The 16,735-nt window shown below is 74.8% G+C and carries 10 protein-coding genes; 2 read left to right on the top strand and 8 right to left on the bottom strand.

The annotated features are described in order from the left end of the window. Positions 1-28: 28 nt before the first annotated feature. From ABT127_RS24205 to ABT127_RS24175, 7 genes are all read right to left on the bottom strand, one after another. Positions 29-1,201, bottom strand: coding sequence for a glycosyltransferase (locus tag ABT127_RS24205; RefSeq protein WP_351453698.1), 1,173 nt, complete (start codon positions 1,199-1,201; stop codon positions 29-31). Beyond that, on the bottom strand, positions 1,201-3,921 hold the full coding sequence (locus ABT127_RS24200) for a CDP-glycerol glycerophosphotransferase family protein (RefSeq protein ID WP_351453695.1): 2,721 nt from the start codon (positions 3,919-3,921) through the stop codon (positions 1,201-1,203). The genes ABT127_RS24205 and ABT127_RS24200 overlap by 1 nt, the downstream gene beginning before the upstream one ends. After that, a complete protein-coding gene (locus ABT127_RS24195) occupies positions 3,918-7,451 on the bottom strand; it encodes a bifunctional glycosyltransferase/CDP-glycerol:glycerophosphate glycerophosphotransferase (protein WP_351453693.1) in 3,534 nt (1,177 codons plus the stop codon). The genes ABT127_RS24200 and ABT127_RS24195 overlap by 4 nt, the downstream gene beginning before the upstream one ends. Before the next feature lie 225 nt (positions 7,452-7,676). After that, positions 7,677-8,483, bottom strand: coding sequence for a TylF/MycF/NovP-related O-methyltransferase (locus tag ABT127_RS24190; protein ID WP_351453691.1), 807 nt, complete (start codon positions 8,481-8,483; stop codon positions 7,677-7,679). Between the two features lie 60 nt (positions 8,484-8,543). Next, complete coding sequence (locus ABT127_RS24185; protein ID WP_351453688.1) at positions 8,544-9,677, bottom strand: acyltransferase family protein; 1,134 nt, start codon at positions 9,675-9,677, stop codon at positions 8,544-8,546. After that, positions 9,677-11,551: a hypothetical protein gene (locus ABT127_RS24180; protein WP_351453685.1), complete on the bottom strand. Its 1,875-nt coding sequence runs from the start codon at positions 11,549-11,551 to the stop codon at positions 9,677-9,679. The genes ABT127_RS24185 and ABT127_RS24180 overlap by 1 nt, the downstream gene beginning before the upstream one ends. A gap of 56 nt (positions 11,552-11,607) precedes the next feature. Next, the gene (locus ABT127_RS24175) at positions 11,608-13,215 is read right to left on the bottom strand and encodes a glycosyltransferase family 2 protein (protein ID WP_351453682.1); all 1,608 of its coding nucleotides are present in this window, start codon (positions 13,213-13,215) and stop codon (positions 11,608-11,610) included. Between the two features lie 40 nt (positions 13,216-13,255). On the opposite strand from ABT127_RS24175, the gene ABT127_RS24170 reads away from it, so the two are divergent. Next, on the top strand, positions 13,256-13,873 hold the full coding sequence (locus ABT127_RS24170; RefSeq protein WP_351453679.1) for an acyltransferase: 618 nt from the start codon (positions 13,256-13,258) through the stop codon (positions 13,871-13,873). A 73-nt stretch (positions 13,874-13,946) separates the two neighbouring features. Here ABT127_RS24170 and ABT127_RS24165 read toward each other — a convergent pair whose 3' ends face one another. Then, on the bottom strand, positions 13,947-15,242 hold the full coding sequence (locus ABT127_RS24165) for a nucleotide sugar dehydrogenase (protein ID WP_351453676.1): 1,296 nt from the start codon (positions 15,240-15,242) through the stop codon (positions 13,947-13,949). A 187-nt stretch (positions 15,243-15,429) separates the two neighbouring features. Between ABT127_RS24165 and ABT127_RS24160 the strand changes: the two genes are divergently transcribed. Next, the gene (locus ABT127_RS24160; RefSeq protein WP_351453673.1) at positions 15,430-16,722 is read left to right on the top strand and encodes a hypothetical protein; all 1,293 of its coding nucleotides are present in this window, start codon (positions 15,430-15,432) and stop codon (positions 16,720-16,722) included. The last annotated feature ends 13 nt before the right edge of the window (positions 16,723-16,735 follow it).

The following is a 16,735-nucleotide window of genomic DNA, read 5'->3' as shown; positions in this document are numbered from 1 at the left end:
AAGCGGCCACCGGCCCGCGGACGAAGTGCTAGCGCTCCAGCAGGGCGAACAACTCCTCCCACAGGTCGAGGACCCGCGCCTCGGAGAACCGCTGGACATTGGCTCGGGCCCGCTCACCCATGGCATCCCGCAACCGCGGATTGCCGGTCAGGCGCAGCAGCCGGTCGGCGAGGGCGTCGAGGTCACCGGCAGGGGCGAGCAGCCCGTCCTCACCGTCCCGGACGATCTCCCGGACGCCCGGCGCGCAGTCGAACGCGGCACAGGGCACACCGCTGGCCATCGCCTCCATGAGGGCCAGCGGGAAGCCCTCGCCGCGCGAGGACTGCACGAACACCGAGGAGGCGGCGAGGGCGGCCGGCACGTCGTCGGTGCGGCCCTGCCAGCGCACGGAGCCCTCGATGCCCAGTTCGGCGGCCTGGCGGCGCAGTTCGGGCTCGTCGGTGCCCGCCCCGTACAGGTGCAGCTCCCAGTCGGGGCGGTGCGGCACGACCTTCGCCCAGGTGTCGAGGAGCATGTCGATGCCCTTCTGGTCGGCGAGCCGGCCGATGGAGCAGACGACGTTCGCGGTGCGCGGGGAGGGCACGGCGGGCAGGTGGGCGAGGGCGTTGGGCATGAAGCCGACGTTGTCGAGGCCCTCGGCGGTCCAGATGTCGGCGTCCTCCTGGGTGAGGGCGAGCCAGCGGTCGACGTGCGGGTAGTGCCGCTTCACCCAGTGGTAGCGGTGGCAGGCGCGCGAGTAGGCGAACGACTCGTGGCTCATGCCGATGAGCGTGAGGTGCGAGGTGTCGGTCTCGCGCAGCCACTCCATCGGCCACACCTGCGTGACGATGACGACCGAGCCGGGCCGCGCCTGCCCCAGGATCGCGTCCAGCTCGGCGATCGCCCGCTTCTTGTCGGCGAGCCTGCGGGCCTCGCGGCGCCGCGCGGGCACGCTGAAGCGGCGGCGGCCGCGCATCGGGCGCGCGGTGAGCGGGTGTCCGGGATACAGGGCGGTGACCGGGTAGTCGGGGGCCTCGGGCACGGCCATCTTCAGGTCGGCCCGGTGCACGCCGATGACGTGCACGCGGTGTCCGGCCGACTGGAACAGCCGGGCCATCTGATGGGTCCAGGCGGTGACCCCGCCCAGCTCGTCGGTGCTGTTGGCGACAAGATAGAGGTCCCGCTCCCGGGTGGTGGTCCGCGTCGTCACTGGCGTCGTCATCAGCGGCCCGCCTTCCGGGTGAAGAGGGCGTCGACGACGGCGCGGGCGGCGCCCCCGTCGTCGTAGGCCCCGAACTCGGCGGCGAACGCGCGCCGCGCCTCCTGCCAGTCCGCGTCCGTCTCCTTGATCCGGGCGAGGACGGCGTGCAGCGCGTCCTGGGTGTCGACGACCGGGCCGCCCGAGCGGGCGCGCAGGTCGAAGTAACTGCCGCGTTCCGCCGCGTAGTCGTCGAGGTCGGGGGCGAAGTGCACGAGGGGCCGGTCCAGGAGTGCGTAGTCGAACATGATCGACGAGTAGTCGGTGACCAGGACGTCGGCGAGGCAGAGGAGTTCGCTGACGTCGTGGTGGCCGGAGACGTCGAGGACGGTGCCGGGCGGGGTGACGGGCAGGGTCGCCGCCTCCATGTAGTGGGCGCGCACCAGCAGCGTGTGGGTGTCGCCGAACCGCTCGGCGAACTCCCGTACGTCGAGCAGCAGTCGCGCCTTCTTGTTCTTCGGCGTGCCGCGGAAGGTGGGCGCGTACAGGACGACCGTGCGGTGGTCGGGGATGCCCAGGTGCGCGGCGAGGGCGGGGCGCGGGAAGCGGCCCTCGCGCTCGTCGCGGGCCCGGGCGGCGACGAGCCGGTCGTTACGCGGGTAGCCGACGCGCATCAGCCGCTCCTCGGGGATGCGGTAGGCGCGGGCGAGGGTGGTCACGTCGTGCTCGGAGCGGACGAGGAACCGGTCGAACCGGCCCACGGCACGCATCAGTTGCTCGCGCTGCGGGGCGTTCTGCATCTTGTGCCGGATCTCGTCGTAGCCCATCCGCTTGTAGGCGGAGCCGTGCCAGGTCTGGAGGTACGTGGTGTGCTTCGGCTTGTCGAGGGCGTGCGGGAAGCCCTGGTTGTCGACCCACCACTCGGCGCGGGCGAGCGCCCACAGGTACCGCCAGGACCAGCGGCGCACCAGCGTGGCGTCCTGCGGGAACCCGGTGGGGTCCTGCGCGTAGGACCACACGACGCGGGCACCGCGGCGGCGCGCCACCAGCTCCTCGTGGACGGCGCGCGGGCTGTCGCCGTAGCACTTGCCCATGTGGCTCTCGAAGACGACGGTGCCGCGGCTGACGGGCAGTCGGCGCAGCAGATGGCGGTAGACGCTCGTCTTGGTGCGCTGGGAGTGCAGGGCGGCGAACTTCTTGCGGAGCTTCTTCCAGCGCTGCTTGATCACGCGGGCGGGGCGGAAGTTCGTGGCGTAGCGGGCCAGCGCGTTGGCCGTGCGCGCCGGGCGGCGCCGGGGCAGCAGGCAGACCGCGAGATGGTGCCCGGCGGTGACGTAGGGCTGCCAGGTGTCGGCGGTGAGGCGGCCCAGGCGGGGGCGGGCCGGGAGCGCGGTCGCCTTGGTGTCGACGGTCTCCTTCTCGGCGAACAGGTCGAGCGGCGCGAGCTGTTCGCCGTCGACGCCGAGCAGCAGGCGGGGGTCCCAGTTCCGGTCGCCGATGCCGCGCGGGCGCAGCACGGTGGTGAGCGGGACGGTGGCCCGCCAGGCGATGGTGTCGTCGCGCAGCCGTACGTCGTCGAGCGGCACGGTGACGGTCCGGGCGCCCGAGCCGCGGCCGACGAGTTCGAGGCTCGCGGTGAGGACGTGGGTGCGTTCGGTGTCGCGCAGCGCGGGCGGCAGGACGGCCGCGCCCTCGACGACCAGGCGCCCGTCCTCGCGGGCGCACCGGGTGACCCGGTTGAGCAGCCTGAGCCCGCTCAACGGGCGGTGTCCGTCGCCGAGTCCGGTGACGTCGTACGGGGAGTGCAGATGCTCCGGGCTCCAGTAGTCACGCCCCTCGTGGCGGGCCTGCGCGGTGACGACGGTGCCGGGCCGGGCCAGCGCGTACGCGGCCGTGTGCACCCCTTGCGCGTCGCCGTCGGCGAGCAGCGCGGCGGCGATCCGCTCCAGGGGGTCCAGCTCCCGCAGCACGCCCTCGTCGACCAGTCCGTCGAGCAACGGCGCGTAGGCGGCGGCCAGTTCGCCGCGGCGGCCGGGCGCGGCGCCGAGGAAGGCGCGGGCGCACGGCACGACGTGGTCGGTGAGGAAGGCGTGGGCGCGGGCGGCGCGCAGCGCGGGGTCGGTGAGCAGGGCGAGGGCGTGGCGCTGGGCCGCGGCGGCCGCCGGCAGGTCGCCGAGCGGGTCGGGGGCGGGGCGCCGGGTGGTGATCAGGTTGGGGACGAGGGCGGTCCGGCGGGCGGTGAGCGCGAGGTCGAAGCCCGTGCCGCCCTCGGCCCACCGGGTCCGCCGGACCGCGTAACCGGCCGTGAGGGCGTCGCGTACGAGCAGTTCGGGGGCCTCGGCGGGCCCGGTGACGACGCGCGAGCGCCCGTACAGCTCCTGCTGCCAGGCGGGGCCCTGCTCCTTGGCGCCGCTGCCGGTGCGCCGGGTCCAGCGGCCGGCGACGAGGTCGGCGTCGGTGCGCCGGGCGGCGGCGAGCAGGTTGCGGCAGGCGTTGCGCTCCAGGAGTTCGCCCGGGGCGAGCGGCAGGACGAACGTGCCGCGCGGGGCCTCGGTGCGCACGCGGCGCGGGTGGTCGGCGGTGAGGGCGGCGCCCGCTGCGGCGGCCCCCTCACCGGTGAGGACGGCCTCGGTGGCGGCGAGGGTCTGGTCGAGCACCGAGCGGACGCTGTCGCGCAGGGCGGCCTCGGCGGTGCCGGGCGGACAGTCGACGACGACGCTGATGTCGGGTTCCACGCTGTTCACCGGCTGCCCCCGCGCACGTCGTGGGCGAGCATCGCGTCGGCGACCTGCGCGGCGGCGGTGCCGTCGTCCAGGTCGCAGAACGCCTCGCGGAACCGCTGGTAGGCGTCGCGGTGTCCGGCGACGGCGGCGTCCGCGTCGAGCAGCGCGGCGATCACCTCGTCGCTGGTGCGCAGCAGCGGTCCGGGCGCCTTGGCGGCGAAGTCGAAGTAGAAGCCGCGCAGGGTGTCGCGGTAGTGGTCGAGGTCGTAGGTGTGGAAGAGCATCGGCCGACCCGTCTGCGCGAAGTCGAACATCATGGAGGAGTAGTCGGTCACCAGCACGTCGGCGATCAGCAGGAGTTCGGCCGCGTCGGGGTGGCGGGAGACGTCCCGGACGAAGTCGCTCTCGGGCAGCGCGCCGCCGACGAGGTAGTGGCGGCGGACGAGGAGGACGTGGTCGTCGCCGAGGGCCGCCTCGGCGGCGGCGAGGTCGAGCTGGAGGTCGAGGCCGTACTTGCCGCCGGTGCGGCGCTGGTTCTCGCGCCAGGTCGGGGCGTACAGGATGACGCGTCTGCCGTCGGGCACGCCGAGCCGTTCGCGCACCGCGGCGGCCAGCTTCTCGCGGTCGGGGGCGTGCAGGAGGTCGTTGCGCGGGTAGCCGGAGGCGAGCACGTCGCCGGTGTAGCCGAAGGCCTCGCGCAGCACCGGGGTGGAGAAGCTGTTCGGGGAGACGAGCAGCGACCACTGGTCGGCGCGGGCGGGCAGCGTCGCGATGTACTTCGGGTCGGCGCTGGCGCTGCCGAGCAGGTCGCGGCCGATCCGCTTGAGCGGGGTGCCGTGCCAGGTCTGGACGACGTACTGGCCGTCGGCGCGCTCGAACCACTCGGGCAGGTGGGTGTTGGTGACGACGTAGCGGCAGCGGGCCAGGGCCTCGTACCACTCGGCGCTCCACAGGGTGACCGGGGTGACGCCGGGCGGCAGGTCGACCTGCTGGTCGCGGACCACCCACAGGTGTTCGAGGCCGGTGTCGCGGGCGGCGAGTTCGGTGTGGACGGCGCGCGGCGAGTCCGAGTACTGGCGGCCGTCGAAGCTGATGTGGAGGACCGCGTCGCGGCGGGGCAGGGTGCGCTGGGCGGCGTAGCGCTCGCGCAGGGCGCTCTGGGCGGCGCGTCCGCGGTCCGCGTCGGGCAGGGCCGAGCCGGAGTGCAGGACGAGCTGGTCGTGGTGGCGGCGCTGCACGGTGAAGGTCCGGCCGCGCAGGGCCCGGGACAGCGGCAGGTCGGCGTGGCGGGCCGGGGCGATCAGCAGCAGACCGGCCGTGCCGCGGTCGGGGTCGCTGTCGCCGGGCGCGCGCAGGTACAGCTGCCAGGTGCCCTCGGCGAGCGGCAGGATCCCGGCCTGTCCGGAGACGGCGTGCGGGCGCAGGACGGCCTCGAAGCGGCCGTCGGCGACGGTGACCGGGGTGACGGCCTGTTCGCCGTGCCCGTCGTGGGCGAGGACCAGCTCGCGCTCCCCGCCGAGCGGATAGCTGCCCGCGAGGAGGAGGTGGCCCGGTGCGCGGCAGTCCGCGCAGGCCCGGCAGTCGCTGCCCTCGCCGCACTCCTCCCAGCGGACGGTGTCGACGACGGGGCGTACGACCTGGTCGCGGAGTTCGGTGTTGCCGGACGCGTTGGCGAGCACCATCAGTTCGCGGCCGCCGCCGAGCCCGTAGCGGCCGGGGGCGATGTCGGGGCGCACCGGCAGCGAGACGGCCTTGGCGGGGTTGCCGGGGGTGCCGCCCTCGCGGACCAGGGCGACGCCCCACGGGTCGGCCGCGTCCGCCGAGCCGCCGAACAGGGCGAGCGGGACCCGGGCGGTGAAGGCGCGTCCGTCGCAGGTCACCGGCAGGTCGTGGAACTCCTTGGTGCGCCAGTTCTCGACGCGGACGGCGAGCGGGGCGCCGGGGGCGCCGTCGGCCAGCGCGCCCGTCAGGCGGATGGTTTCGCCATCACAGCTGTGTTCGGCGAGCCGGGCCGGGAGCCGCTCCATGCGCAGCCGCAGCCGGCCGTCGCTGAGGGTGGGCACGACCCGCAGATGGTCGTCGATGTGGCGCAGGGGGACGGATCCCGAGCCGCTCAGCCGGACCGGTCCGGTGCGCGGCAGCAGGCCGCCGGCCCAGGCGCCGAGCTCCAGGTTCCAGGTGGTGCTGGCCCGGGCGGTGATCAGCTTCGCCGGATCGACGACGGTCTCGAAACCGGCCCGGTCGTAGTTGTGCAGGCCCTGCTTGGAGGCGAGGGTCGCCTCGCGCGAGCGGACCGTGCGCAGCCGCAGCGGCACCGCCCGCCGCTTTCCGGCCCGCAGCCAGGCGACGCGGGCGCGGGCGGCGAGCCGTCCGGCGGGCAGATTGCGCACGTAGGCGTAGCCCGTGAGGTGCAGCTTGCCGTCCTCGTCCCAGGCGGCCCGGGTGATCCGGGCGTCGAGCGGCAGGTCGGTCTTGGCGAGGCCCGCGACGGAGCGCGGCAGCCGGGCGCCGAGGACGGGGTAGTCGGCGCGGCGGCCGCGCAGCCCGCGGCGGGCGGTGAAGGCGCCGGGGTTGCTCTTCTCGTACGCCATGTAGGCGAGGAGTTCGGACATCCGGCGCTGCCGGATCAGCCGCCAGCGCACTCTCAGGCCGAGCGGGAGGTCGTCGAAGATGCCCGGATCGACGCTGTCCGCGAAGGAGTTGACGTGGTCGAGGAAGGCCTCGTGGTAGGCGGCGTCGCCGTCGGGCAGCGCCTGCATGAACATCCACAGGTCACCGGCGACGACACTGGCGTCGTAGCGGCGCTTGCCCTCCCGCCACTCCTCGCGCTCGGCGAGCGAGCGGGCGGCCGAGGCGCAGGCGGCGGTGCGGTCCTGGATGGCGCGCGGGACGGCACGCTTGTTGGAGATGGAGCCGTCGCGGTCGCGCCACAGGTAGACGGTGTCGGACAGCACGTCGACGCTGCGCGCCCGGAAGTGGGCGGGGAGCACGACGGGGATGTCCTCGAAGAGCACCCCTTCGGGGAACTCGAAGGCGTGCTCCTGCCAGAAGTCGCGCCGGAACACCTTGTTGCAGGCGATGCGGTCGGCGAGCAGGCCCCAGTCGCGGGTGACGTGGGTGGCGGTGCGGGTGGTGGCCATGATCTTGCGGAACATCGGCGACTGGGCGGTGGAGCCGTCGGCGCGCAGCCGGAAGACGTTGCCGGTGACGAAGTCGGACCCGGTGGCGTCGAGGGTGTCGAGCATCAGCGCGTAGGCGCCCTCGGGGATCACGTCGTCGCTGTCCACGAAGGTCAGGTGGGTGCCGGTGGCGTGCCGGATCCCGGTGTTGCGGGCGGCGCCGAGCCCGGCGTTGGGCTGCTCGACGAGCCGGAACCGGGTGTCCCGCTCGGCGAAGGCCCGCGCGACGGTCCCGCTGCCGTCGGTGGAGCCGTCGTCGACCATCACGACCTCCAGGTCGCGCATGGTCTGTGCCGACAGCGACTCCAGGCAGTCGCCGAGATAGTCCTCGACGTTGTAGATGGGGACGACGACGGTGAGTCGGGGTGTCATGCGCGGCGCACATTCCTTCCGGACGACAGAAGACGACATAGGGACCACGGGGACAGCAGCGGACCGCTGTGGTGAGCCGGGTGTGCTGGAGGTGGCTCACTCGTTAACAACCGGCGACGTCCGTGCCGGTCACCCGGCCTGCGCCATTCGGGTGAGCACAGGGGCCGGCCCCCGCGTCACGGGACGCGGGGGCCGGGGTTCGAGGGGCCCGGGTGCCGGGCCGCCTCACGGTTTGACGGCGATCCGCCCCTCGTCCATGCGGAGCAGGAGCAGTCGTTCGCCGGTCTCCTCCAGGAACTCGTCGACGGCCTGGCGGGAGCCGTCCCAGTAGCCGTAGTCGTCGATGAGCAGCACGCCGCCGGGGACCAACCGGTCGTAGAGGTGGTCGAGTTCGTGCTTGGTGGAGGCGTACCAGTCGGTGTCGAGGCGCAGCACCGCGATCCGCTCCGGGGCCCGGCCGGGCACGGTCTCCTCGACCTTGCCGCGGACGAAGTGGACGCGCTCCTCGGGGTAGGGCACCTGCCGGAGGCCGGAGGTGACGTCGTCGAGGGTCGCGTACGCCCAGATCGCCTTGTCCTTGGAGTTGCGGGCGAGGATGTCGGAGGCGGGGGTGCCGTCGCGCCGCAGGTCCTCGTCGGTGGGCGGGGTCATGCCGTCGAAGGTGTCGAAGAGGTACAGGTCGCGGTCGGTGGTGCCGCAGCCGAGCAGCGCCCTGGCACAGGCCTGCATCGAGCCGCCGCGCCACACCCCGCACTCGACGATGTCGCCGGGGATGCCGTGCTTGACGACGTGCCGGGTGGCGAGGACGAACGCGTTCAGCCGTTCCGGGGACGTCATGGTCCACGGCTTCACCGCGCGGATGATCTCCTTCGCCTCGTCGTCGTAGTCGGCCGGGAGTCTGAGTCCCTCGGGCCGCGCGGGCGCCGCCGGTGCGGGCTGCGCGACGACGCGCGGGGCGGGTACGAGGGGACGGGTCAGCTGGTATCCGGTCAGGGTACGGAGGGCGCCGTTGACTGCGTTCTTCCATGCCATGGGGCCGGACACTACGCGCAATTCACCCTTCCTGTCACGATGCGTCAACCCTCCGTCACGCTATGTGGGTTGACGGCGGTACCACCAGCGCCGGGCCGGCTCCTCGACGTAGGTGTACGCGGCCCAGGACAGGGCGACGACGACGGTGGCGACCCCGATGAGGGTGAACACGTTCTGGTCGCCCGGTGCCGCGCGTCCCCAGTGGTCGAGGACGTACCGGTTCACCGTCTGGTGCAGCAGATAGAACGCGTACGACCACGCGCCGAGCCGCACCATCAGCGGCGCGCACAGCCAGCCGCGCACCCCGTCGCGCTCCCGCCGCACGCACGCGACGATCAGGAGGCCGGAGAACAGGGCGACCAACGGCCTTACCGAGCAGTCGAATTGCTGGACGACGCCCGGTCCGAACCAGTCGCCGCGATGGGCGTAGACGACGGTGTACGCGGCGAAGGCGGCGGCCAGCGGTCCCGGCCGCACCGGGATCCGCAGTCCGCGCCCCACCGCGAGCGCCAGAGTCGTCCCGAGCGCGAACTCCGGGAGCCGCGTCACCGGAAGCCGCATCAGCCACTCTCCGGAGAAGGCGGAGAGGTGGGTGGCGGCCCAGAACCCGACGCCCCACATGGCGAGCAGCCCGGCGGCGCACAGGGCGAACAGGGTGCGGGTGCGCAGCCGGTAGGCGACGCGGATCACGAACGGGAACAGCAGGTAGAAGAAGGCCTCGACGCTGAGCGTCCAGGACACGCCGTTGCCCGGGAACATCGGGACGACGCCGGGGAACCAGGTCTGCACGAGCACCAGCGAGGCGAGGAAGCTGGGCAGGTCCCACGGCACCCCGCCCCACAGGTGGAACACCCACAGGCAGGGAAGGGTGGCGGCGAGGTGCAGCGGCAGGACCCGCCCGGCGCGCCGCCAGTAGAAGGTCTTCGCCGGTGTCCCGGAGCGGTGCCCCCACGCCAGCAGGAAGCCGGACAGCACGAAGAAGAACCCGACGCCGTTGACGCCCATGGTCGAGTACGGGAAGAGGGCCGGTGTGTGGGCGACGCCGCCGGACGGGCTCGCGCCGGTGAAGTGGTGGGTGAACACGGCGAGCGCGGCGAGGAAGCGCAGCCCGGTGAGCGAGTCGAGCCGGTCGGCGCGCGGCACGGCGGCACGCGGCCGCAGCGTCGGCTGGGACGGCAGCAGGGCGCTGGTCATCACGCCTCCCGTGCGACGGCGGGCGCGGGCGCGGCCGGGGCGTGCGAGGGGGCCAGCGGGATGGGCCGCGCGGGGACGACGGGGCCGGGCGGCGCGGGCCGCGGCGGCGGGACCTCCGTGGCGGCGGCCCGGGCGACGGACGGTCCGGGCACGAGCCGGGCGCCGCAGTCGCCGAGCTCGCCGCGCAGGTGGTGCTTGGCGTGCCGCATGCGGTCGACGCGGGGCTTCGCCCAGGTCCGCACGGCGGCGATGCGCGCGACGCCGCCGGGAACGGCGGTGGCCCGCACCCAGTCGCCGCCGTTCCCCTCCCGGTACAGGCGCACGTACCCGGCGTCGGTCAGCCGCTGGGCGGTCAGCCCGGAGCGGCCGGGCCAGGCGGCGTGGACGTGGAGGAGTTCGGGCCGCACCTCGTTCAGCAGATAGCCGGTGAGCGCGGCCCGGTCGTGGGCCGCGTACGCGTCGGCGATCCGCCGGTCGGTGAGCCCGGCGACGTCGACGACCCTCAGCCTGCTGGTGAGGAGGGTGCCGCCGAGGTCGGGCAGGGCGGCGGTGGCGCCGGGACGCAGGCCGAGCCGGTCGGCGTACGCGTCGAAGAGGCGGCCGTAGCGGTCGGCGACCCAGCACATGGACAGGGTCGGCTCGGCGGTGAACTCCCGGTCGCGCACGTCCTGTCCGGCCAGCGACAGGGTGAGCGCCCCGCCGAGCGCGCACGCGACGAGGGCGCGGGCCCGCACCGGCGCCTCGCCGCAGGCGGCGGTGACGGCGAGCGCGGCGACGGCCGAGCCGAGCACCCACACCGGGGTGGCGAACCGGTACAGCGGCATCCAGTCCGGCGCGAGCGCCCCGAACGCGAGGAGGGCGAGCGTGAGCGGCAGGCACAGCAGGCCGAGGACGCGGCGGGCGGGACCGGGCCGGCCGAGGACGAGCCCGGCACAGCCCGCGCAGACGAGGACGAGCGCCCAGCCCGCGTACCCGATCAGCTCCCCGACCTTCGCCAGGTCGGCGAGGACCGGCGGCTGCTGGGCCTTGGCGACGGCCGTGTTGGGCACCCACAGCCCGAAGACGGCGTGCCGCCACAGCAGGAAGGCCCCGTAACCGGTCCCGAACAGCGCGCAGTTGAGGGCCGCGAGCCGCACCGCGCGCGGGCGGCGCAGCAGCAGGACGGCCACCGGGTAGGCGGCGGCGAGGACGGCGCCGTCGGGGCGGGTGAGCGCGGCGAGCAGGGTGATCCCGGCGGCGGCGCAGGCACCCTTGGGGCCGCCGCCCCGCACCAGGACCAGGGCGAGCGCGGCGGCGCACAGCCCGTACAGGGAGTTCTCCAGGCCGGAGAAGCACCACACCACGTAACTGAGGTTGGCGGCGAGCAGCGCCCCCGTGGCCAGGACCACCAGCCAGGCGCGGCGCGGGAGGGCCGCGCGGGCCACTCCCCCGACGCAGGCGAGGGTGCCCGCGACACAGAGCAGGGCGAGCGCCTTCGGGAAGAGCGCGAGGTCGCTCACGCCCGCCCAGCCGCCCCGGTCGAAGAGGCGCAGGGTCCGCCCGATGAGCAGGAGCAGCAGCCACGCGGGGTTGGAGTACCCCTCGACGGGCGCGGACCCGGCCTGCTGGACCGGGCCGAGGCCCTCGCCGACGCTGCGGACGTAGGCGAAGGTGACGGCGGCGTCGTCGACGATCCACTGGCCGAGCGAGGCGGCCCGCAGCCCGACGAGCGCGGTGCCGGCGAGGACGGCGGCGGGGACGGCCCGGCGCGCGGGCCCGCCGCCCGGCGGGGCACCGGGACGGCGGGCGGCGGGCACCCGGGGGGAGGCGGGACGGACCAGGGCCGTCCATGCGGTCAGAGCGGTCGCCGTGGGAGGGCGCAGCAAGATCTTCATCCACTGACCAACACCGCAGCGCCGGTTCGGTCACTTGTGCTGGACCACCTGGGTGATCAGGACCGTGCCCGCAGCAGCTCGCGCACCGGAAGCTGGCGCACGGTGATCCGCAGCTCGCTCGCGCCCGGGGTGGCGACACCGACGCCGTAGGGGCGCATCCGGTGCCGGCGCGGCCGGGGCACCCGGGCCTCCGTGGGCAGCGGGGCGACCGGCACCTCGGGGCTCTCGCCGAGCGCGCTCGCGACCAGGCGCACGCTCCACCGCTCCCAGGGCGCGTCCTTGTGCGGGAACAGTTCGCTCAGCGGCAGCGTGAACCGGACGACGCTGCCGTCGCCGTCGGCGGCCACCGCCGCGTCGTAGGCCTTCACCACCCGCTCGCCGGACCGCTCCAGGGCGGTCTCGGCGCGCACCACGCCCGCGCCGAAGTCCGCGAGGTCGGCGAGCGAGCTGCGGGCCACGATCTCCAGGCCGGTCTCGGTCAGCCGCGTCTCGGCCGGGGTGAACTCCTGCTCCGCGAACCGGGTGCGGGTGACCTCGGTGATGTCGAACCAGGCGTCCGGCAGGCCGAGTCCGGGGTCGCGGAAGCACGGGTAGCCCGCGTAGGCCCGCTCGTCGTCGACGACGACGGGCGGCCCGCCGTGGCCCTCGCTCGTCAACACGCCCCGCACGGCGTCGACATGGCCCTTCCCCGCGAGCTTCAGGATCAGCCGCTGCCGGTCCGACAGCTTCTTCAGGGCGTACGGGCTCGCGTAGTCGCGGTACAGCGCGCCGACCCCGTCGCACACCTGCCGCTGCTCGTCGGCGCCGAGCCGCAGGAACTCGGGGCTGATCAGCCGCGCCACCTCCCAGGTGAAGTGGCGCTGGTGGATCCACTCGCGGCCGCGCCCGGGCCCGGCCATCCGCCGGGTCAGCTCGAACAGCCGCCGGGTGCCGGTGAGCCGGTCCAGGGCGCGGAAGGAGACGGTGGCGTTGGTCTCGTCGTCGCGGCGCACCGCGAAGTAGTAGTCGTAGTCGGCGAGCACGGTGATCCGCCCGGCCCGGAAGCAGGCCTCCAGGGTGAACGGCTGGTCGCTCAGCACCGGCAGGTCCTCGGCGAACCGCAGCCCGTGCTCCTCGATCAACTCCCGCCGGAACAGCTTGGTGTTGGACAGCGCCCAGGGCAGCGCGGACTCGTACAGCGTCACCTCGTCGCGGCTCTCGGCGTAGACGGCCTGCGACACCCAGCGGCCGTTCACGCCGACCATCCTGCCGAGCACGATGTCGGAGCCGAGCCGGTCGGCGGCGGCCACCATGCGCTCCAGGGCCTCGGGGCCCAGGTGGTCGTCGGCGCCGACGAAGAGCACGTACCGGCCGCGCGCGAGGTCGAGCGCACGGTTGCTGGGGGCCGCCGGGCCGCCCGAGTTGGCCTGGTGGACGACGGTGAGGACGCCGGGGTGGAGCCGGGCGAACCGTTCGAGTTCCGCGCCGCTGCCGTCGCTCGACCCGTCGTCCACGGCGACGATCTCGATGCGGCCCGTCCCGATGCTCTGCCCGACGAGCGAGGTCAGGCACCGCGTGAGGTACGGCATCGTGTTGTAGACGGCGACGACGACACTGACGTCCGGGACGCCAGAGCCGTCCGGAGGGTCCGTGGCGTCCGGCGCGCGGCCGGGAATGTTCTGCATGTGGTGCAAACGACGGCGCACGTCACTCGTTGCACAGTCCATGACGACCACGAACGTTCCCGCCCCCTCAGTCCGCATCGCCGACGGCGCCCAGGTGCACGAGTCCGCGACCCTCGGATCCGGCACCCGGGTCTGGGAGTTGGCGCAGATCCGCGAGGGCGCCCGGCTCGGCGAGGGCTGTGTCGTGGGCCGCGGCGCCTACCTCGGGACGGGCGTCCGCGTCGGCGCGCACGTCAAGATCCAGAACTACGCCCTGGTGTACGAGCCGGCGACCCTGGCCGACGGGGTGTTCGTCGGGCCCGCCGTGGTCCTCACCAACGACCGCACCCCGCGCGCCGTCGACCCGCACGGCCGGGCGAAGGGCGCCGCCGACTGGGAGCCGGTCGGGGTGACGGTGGCGGAGGGCGCGTCGCTCGGGGCGCGCGCGGTGTGCGTGGCGCCGGTCCGCGTGGGCCGCTGGGCGATGGTCGCGGCGGGCGCGGTCGTGACCCGGGACGTCCCGGACTTCGCGCTGGTGGCCGGGGTGCCCGCGCGGTGGATCGGCTGGGTGGGGCGGGCCGGTGAGCGGCTCGACGAGGTCGCGCCCGGCACCTGGCAGTGCCCGCGCACCGGCGCCCGCTACGAGGAGCCGGCGCCGGGCCGCCTCACCGAGGCCTGAGCCCGGTGGCACCGGGTGACCGGGACGGTGATCGCCGCGTTCGGCGTGCGGCTCGCCCTCGGCGACTGAACGCTCACGCGGGCGCGGGCGCGCCCAGCACGATCCGGCGGACCCCGGGCCAGCGGGCCGGGTCGGTGATCCGGCGGCCGTCGACCAGGACCCGTACGCCGGGGAAGTCGGCGACGCCCGTCTCCCGGTACTCGGCGTGGTCGGCCTGGACCACGGCGGCCGTCACCTGCTGGCCCGCGTACGGGGTGAGGCCCAGGGCGGCCAGCTCCTCGGCGGAGTACAGCGGGTCGCTGACGCAGGGCACGGCTCCGGCCGAGCGGAGGGCGCCGACCACGCCGAACACCCCGGAGAACGCGGTCTCCTTGACGCCGCCCCGGTACGCGGCGCCGAGCACCAGGACCTCGGCTCCGGCCAGCGTCCCGTACGCCTCGGCGAGCCGGGTGACGGCGTACCCGGGCATCGCGGCATTGGCCTCGCGCGCGGCGCGGACGACGCTCGCCCCGGGGTCGTTCCACAGGTACATCCGCGGATAGACGGGGATGCAGTGTCCGCCGACCGCGATGCCCGGCTGGTGGATGTGGCTGTAGGGCTGGGAGTTGCAGGCCTCGATGACCCGCAGGACGTCGATCCCGGCGCTGTCCGCGTACCGCGCGAACTGGTTCGCCAGGCCGATGTTCACGTCGCGGTACGTCGTCTCGGCGAGCTTGGCCAGTTCCGCGGCCTCGGCCGAGCCCAGGTCCCAGACGCCGTTGGGGCGGGGCAGGTCGTCGCGCACGTCGAAGTCGAGGACGGACTCGTAGAAGTCGACGCCCGCGCGGGCGGAGGCCACGTCGACGCCGCCGACCAGCTTCGGATAGCGCCGCAGGTCGCTGAAGACCCGCCCGGTCAGGACCCGTTCGGGGCTGAACACCAGGCTGAAGTCGCGGCCCGCGCGCAGCCCGGAGAGCTCCTCCAGCATCGTCGCCCAGCGGGTGCGGGTCGTGCCGACGGGGAGCGTCGTCTCGTAGCTGACGAGGGTGCCGGGCCGCAGCCCCTCGGCGACGTCGCGGGTGGCGGCGTCCATCCGGGCGAAGTCGGGGGTGCCGTCGGCGTCGACGAACAGCGGGACGACCAGGACGACGGCCTCGGAGACCGCGACGGCGGACGCCGTGTCCGTCGTGGCGCTCAGCCTGCCGTCGGCCACCGCCTTCTTCAGGCGCACGTCGAGTCCGTGCTCGCCGGGGAAGGGCTCCGCCCCGTCGTTCACGAGGGTCACCACCCGCTCGTCGACGTCCGTGCCGAGGACCTCGTGGCCCTTGGACGCGAACTGGACGGCCAGCGGAAGACCGATCTTGCCGAGGGCTACGACACAGATGCGCATGACTCGTTGACTCCGATCGGGGACGGGGCTGCCGAAGGGGCCCACACCGCGGACCCGCCTCCGTCCGGGTGAACGACCGGCCGCCGAGCCGGGCAACGTGGCCTCACTCGTGTGGAGCAGTCCGCGGCGCCGCCCGCGCTCGTTGGACCACGGTGCCGTCCGGTCCCCGCTCCCGGGAGTCGCCCCCATGAAGGTCCTCCGGTGTCCGCGTCCGCGGCACGCCCTGCTCCCCCTGCTGATCCCCCTCGTCTACGTCCTGCTCCAGGTGGCCGTGGGCACCCCGTCCACGGTCTGGCCCGACTCCACCCGATACGCCCGCGCCGCCGCACAGCACCTGGGCGCCGGGCGGTCCGACGCCTACGCCGCCGCGCTCGCCCCGTTCTGCGCGGACCGCGCGGAGCGGGCGGCGCGCGAGGCGGCGCTGCGGCCCCGGCCGCCGGAGCCGGTGCCCTTCCGGGCGGCCCGGGAGGCGGCGTGCCTGCGCGAGCACGGCCGGGCCGGGGACGTCACCACCCTCGACCCCCGGTACCAGTCGGTCTTCGCGAGCCGGTGGGCGTACCCGTGGACCCTCGTGCCGTTCGCCGCCGCGCTGGGCCTCGCGGACGGACTGCGGGCGCACGGGCTGGTGACGGCGGCGGGCTGCGCGCTGCTGGCGTACGCCCTGCTGCGGGCCGCGGGCGCGGACCGGAGGGCCGCCCTGGCCGGGCAGGTCGCGCTGCTGGCCTCGCCGTTGGGCTGGTGGGCGCGGCAGCCGCTCACCGAGGGGCTCGTCCTCGTCTGTGTCCTGGCGGCGGCGTGGGGCGCGGTCGCCCTGGTCCGCGGTGCGGCGGGGCGGCTTCCGTACGGCCTGCTCCTGGCGGGCGCTCTCGCCGGGTGCTTCCTGGTCCGCTACTCGACCGCGCTGCCGCTGTGCGGGGCGCTCGCCGCGGCCCTGACGGCGCACGGCCTGGCGCGGGTCCGGGCGGGTGGGGCCGCCGCCGGTTCCTGGTGGGCCGCGGGGATCGCCGGGGCGGGGTTCTGCCTGAGCGCCGGGGCCGTGTCCCTGCTGGGGCTGCCGGGCGCCGACGTCACGCTCCAGGACACCTTCACCGTGCACTTCGCCGGCGCCCCGGTCCCGGACCCGTGGGCGCGGCTGTGGGACCTCGACTCGGCCTTCTGGAGCCGGTGGTGGGGCGAGCAGGCGGCGCAGCCGACGTTCCTCGTGCTCACCCTGACGGCTCTCTGGGCGCTGCGCCGGTGCTCGCCCGCGCTCGGGCTGCTCTGCTGCGCCGTCGCCCTGGTCGGCTTCACGCAGATCGCGGCGCACCCGCTGGCCGGGGAGGCGGAGCGGCTCGGCGTGCTGATGTGGCTGCCCGTCGCGCTGGGCCTTCCGTTCGTGCCGGCGGCCCTGCGGGAACGGCCGGTGCGGCGCGTGGCACCGGTTCCGCGTGCCGCGGGGCCGGTGGAGCCGGACGGCGCGGTCGCGTCCGCCGCCCGGTAGCGCTCACCGTCGA

The sequence above is a fragment of the Streptomyces sp. NPDC001904 genome (genome assembly GCF_040297005.1).
Classification (GTDB): domain Bacteria; phylum Actinomycetota; class Actinomycetes; order Streptomycetales; family Streptomycetaceae; genus Streptomyces.
The sequence above is the reverse complement of the archived record's forward strand: the minus strand, read 5'-3'. Positions and strand labels throughout refer to the sequence as shown.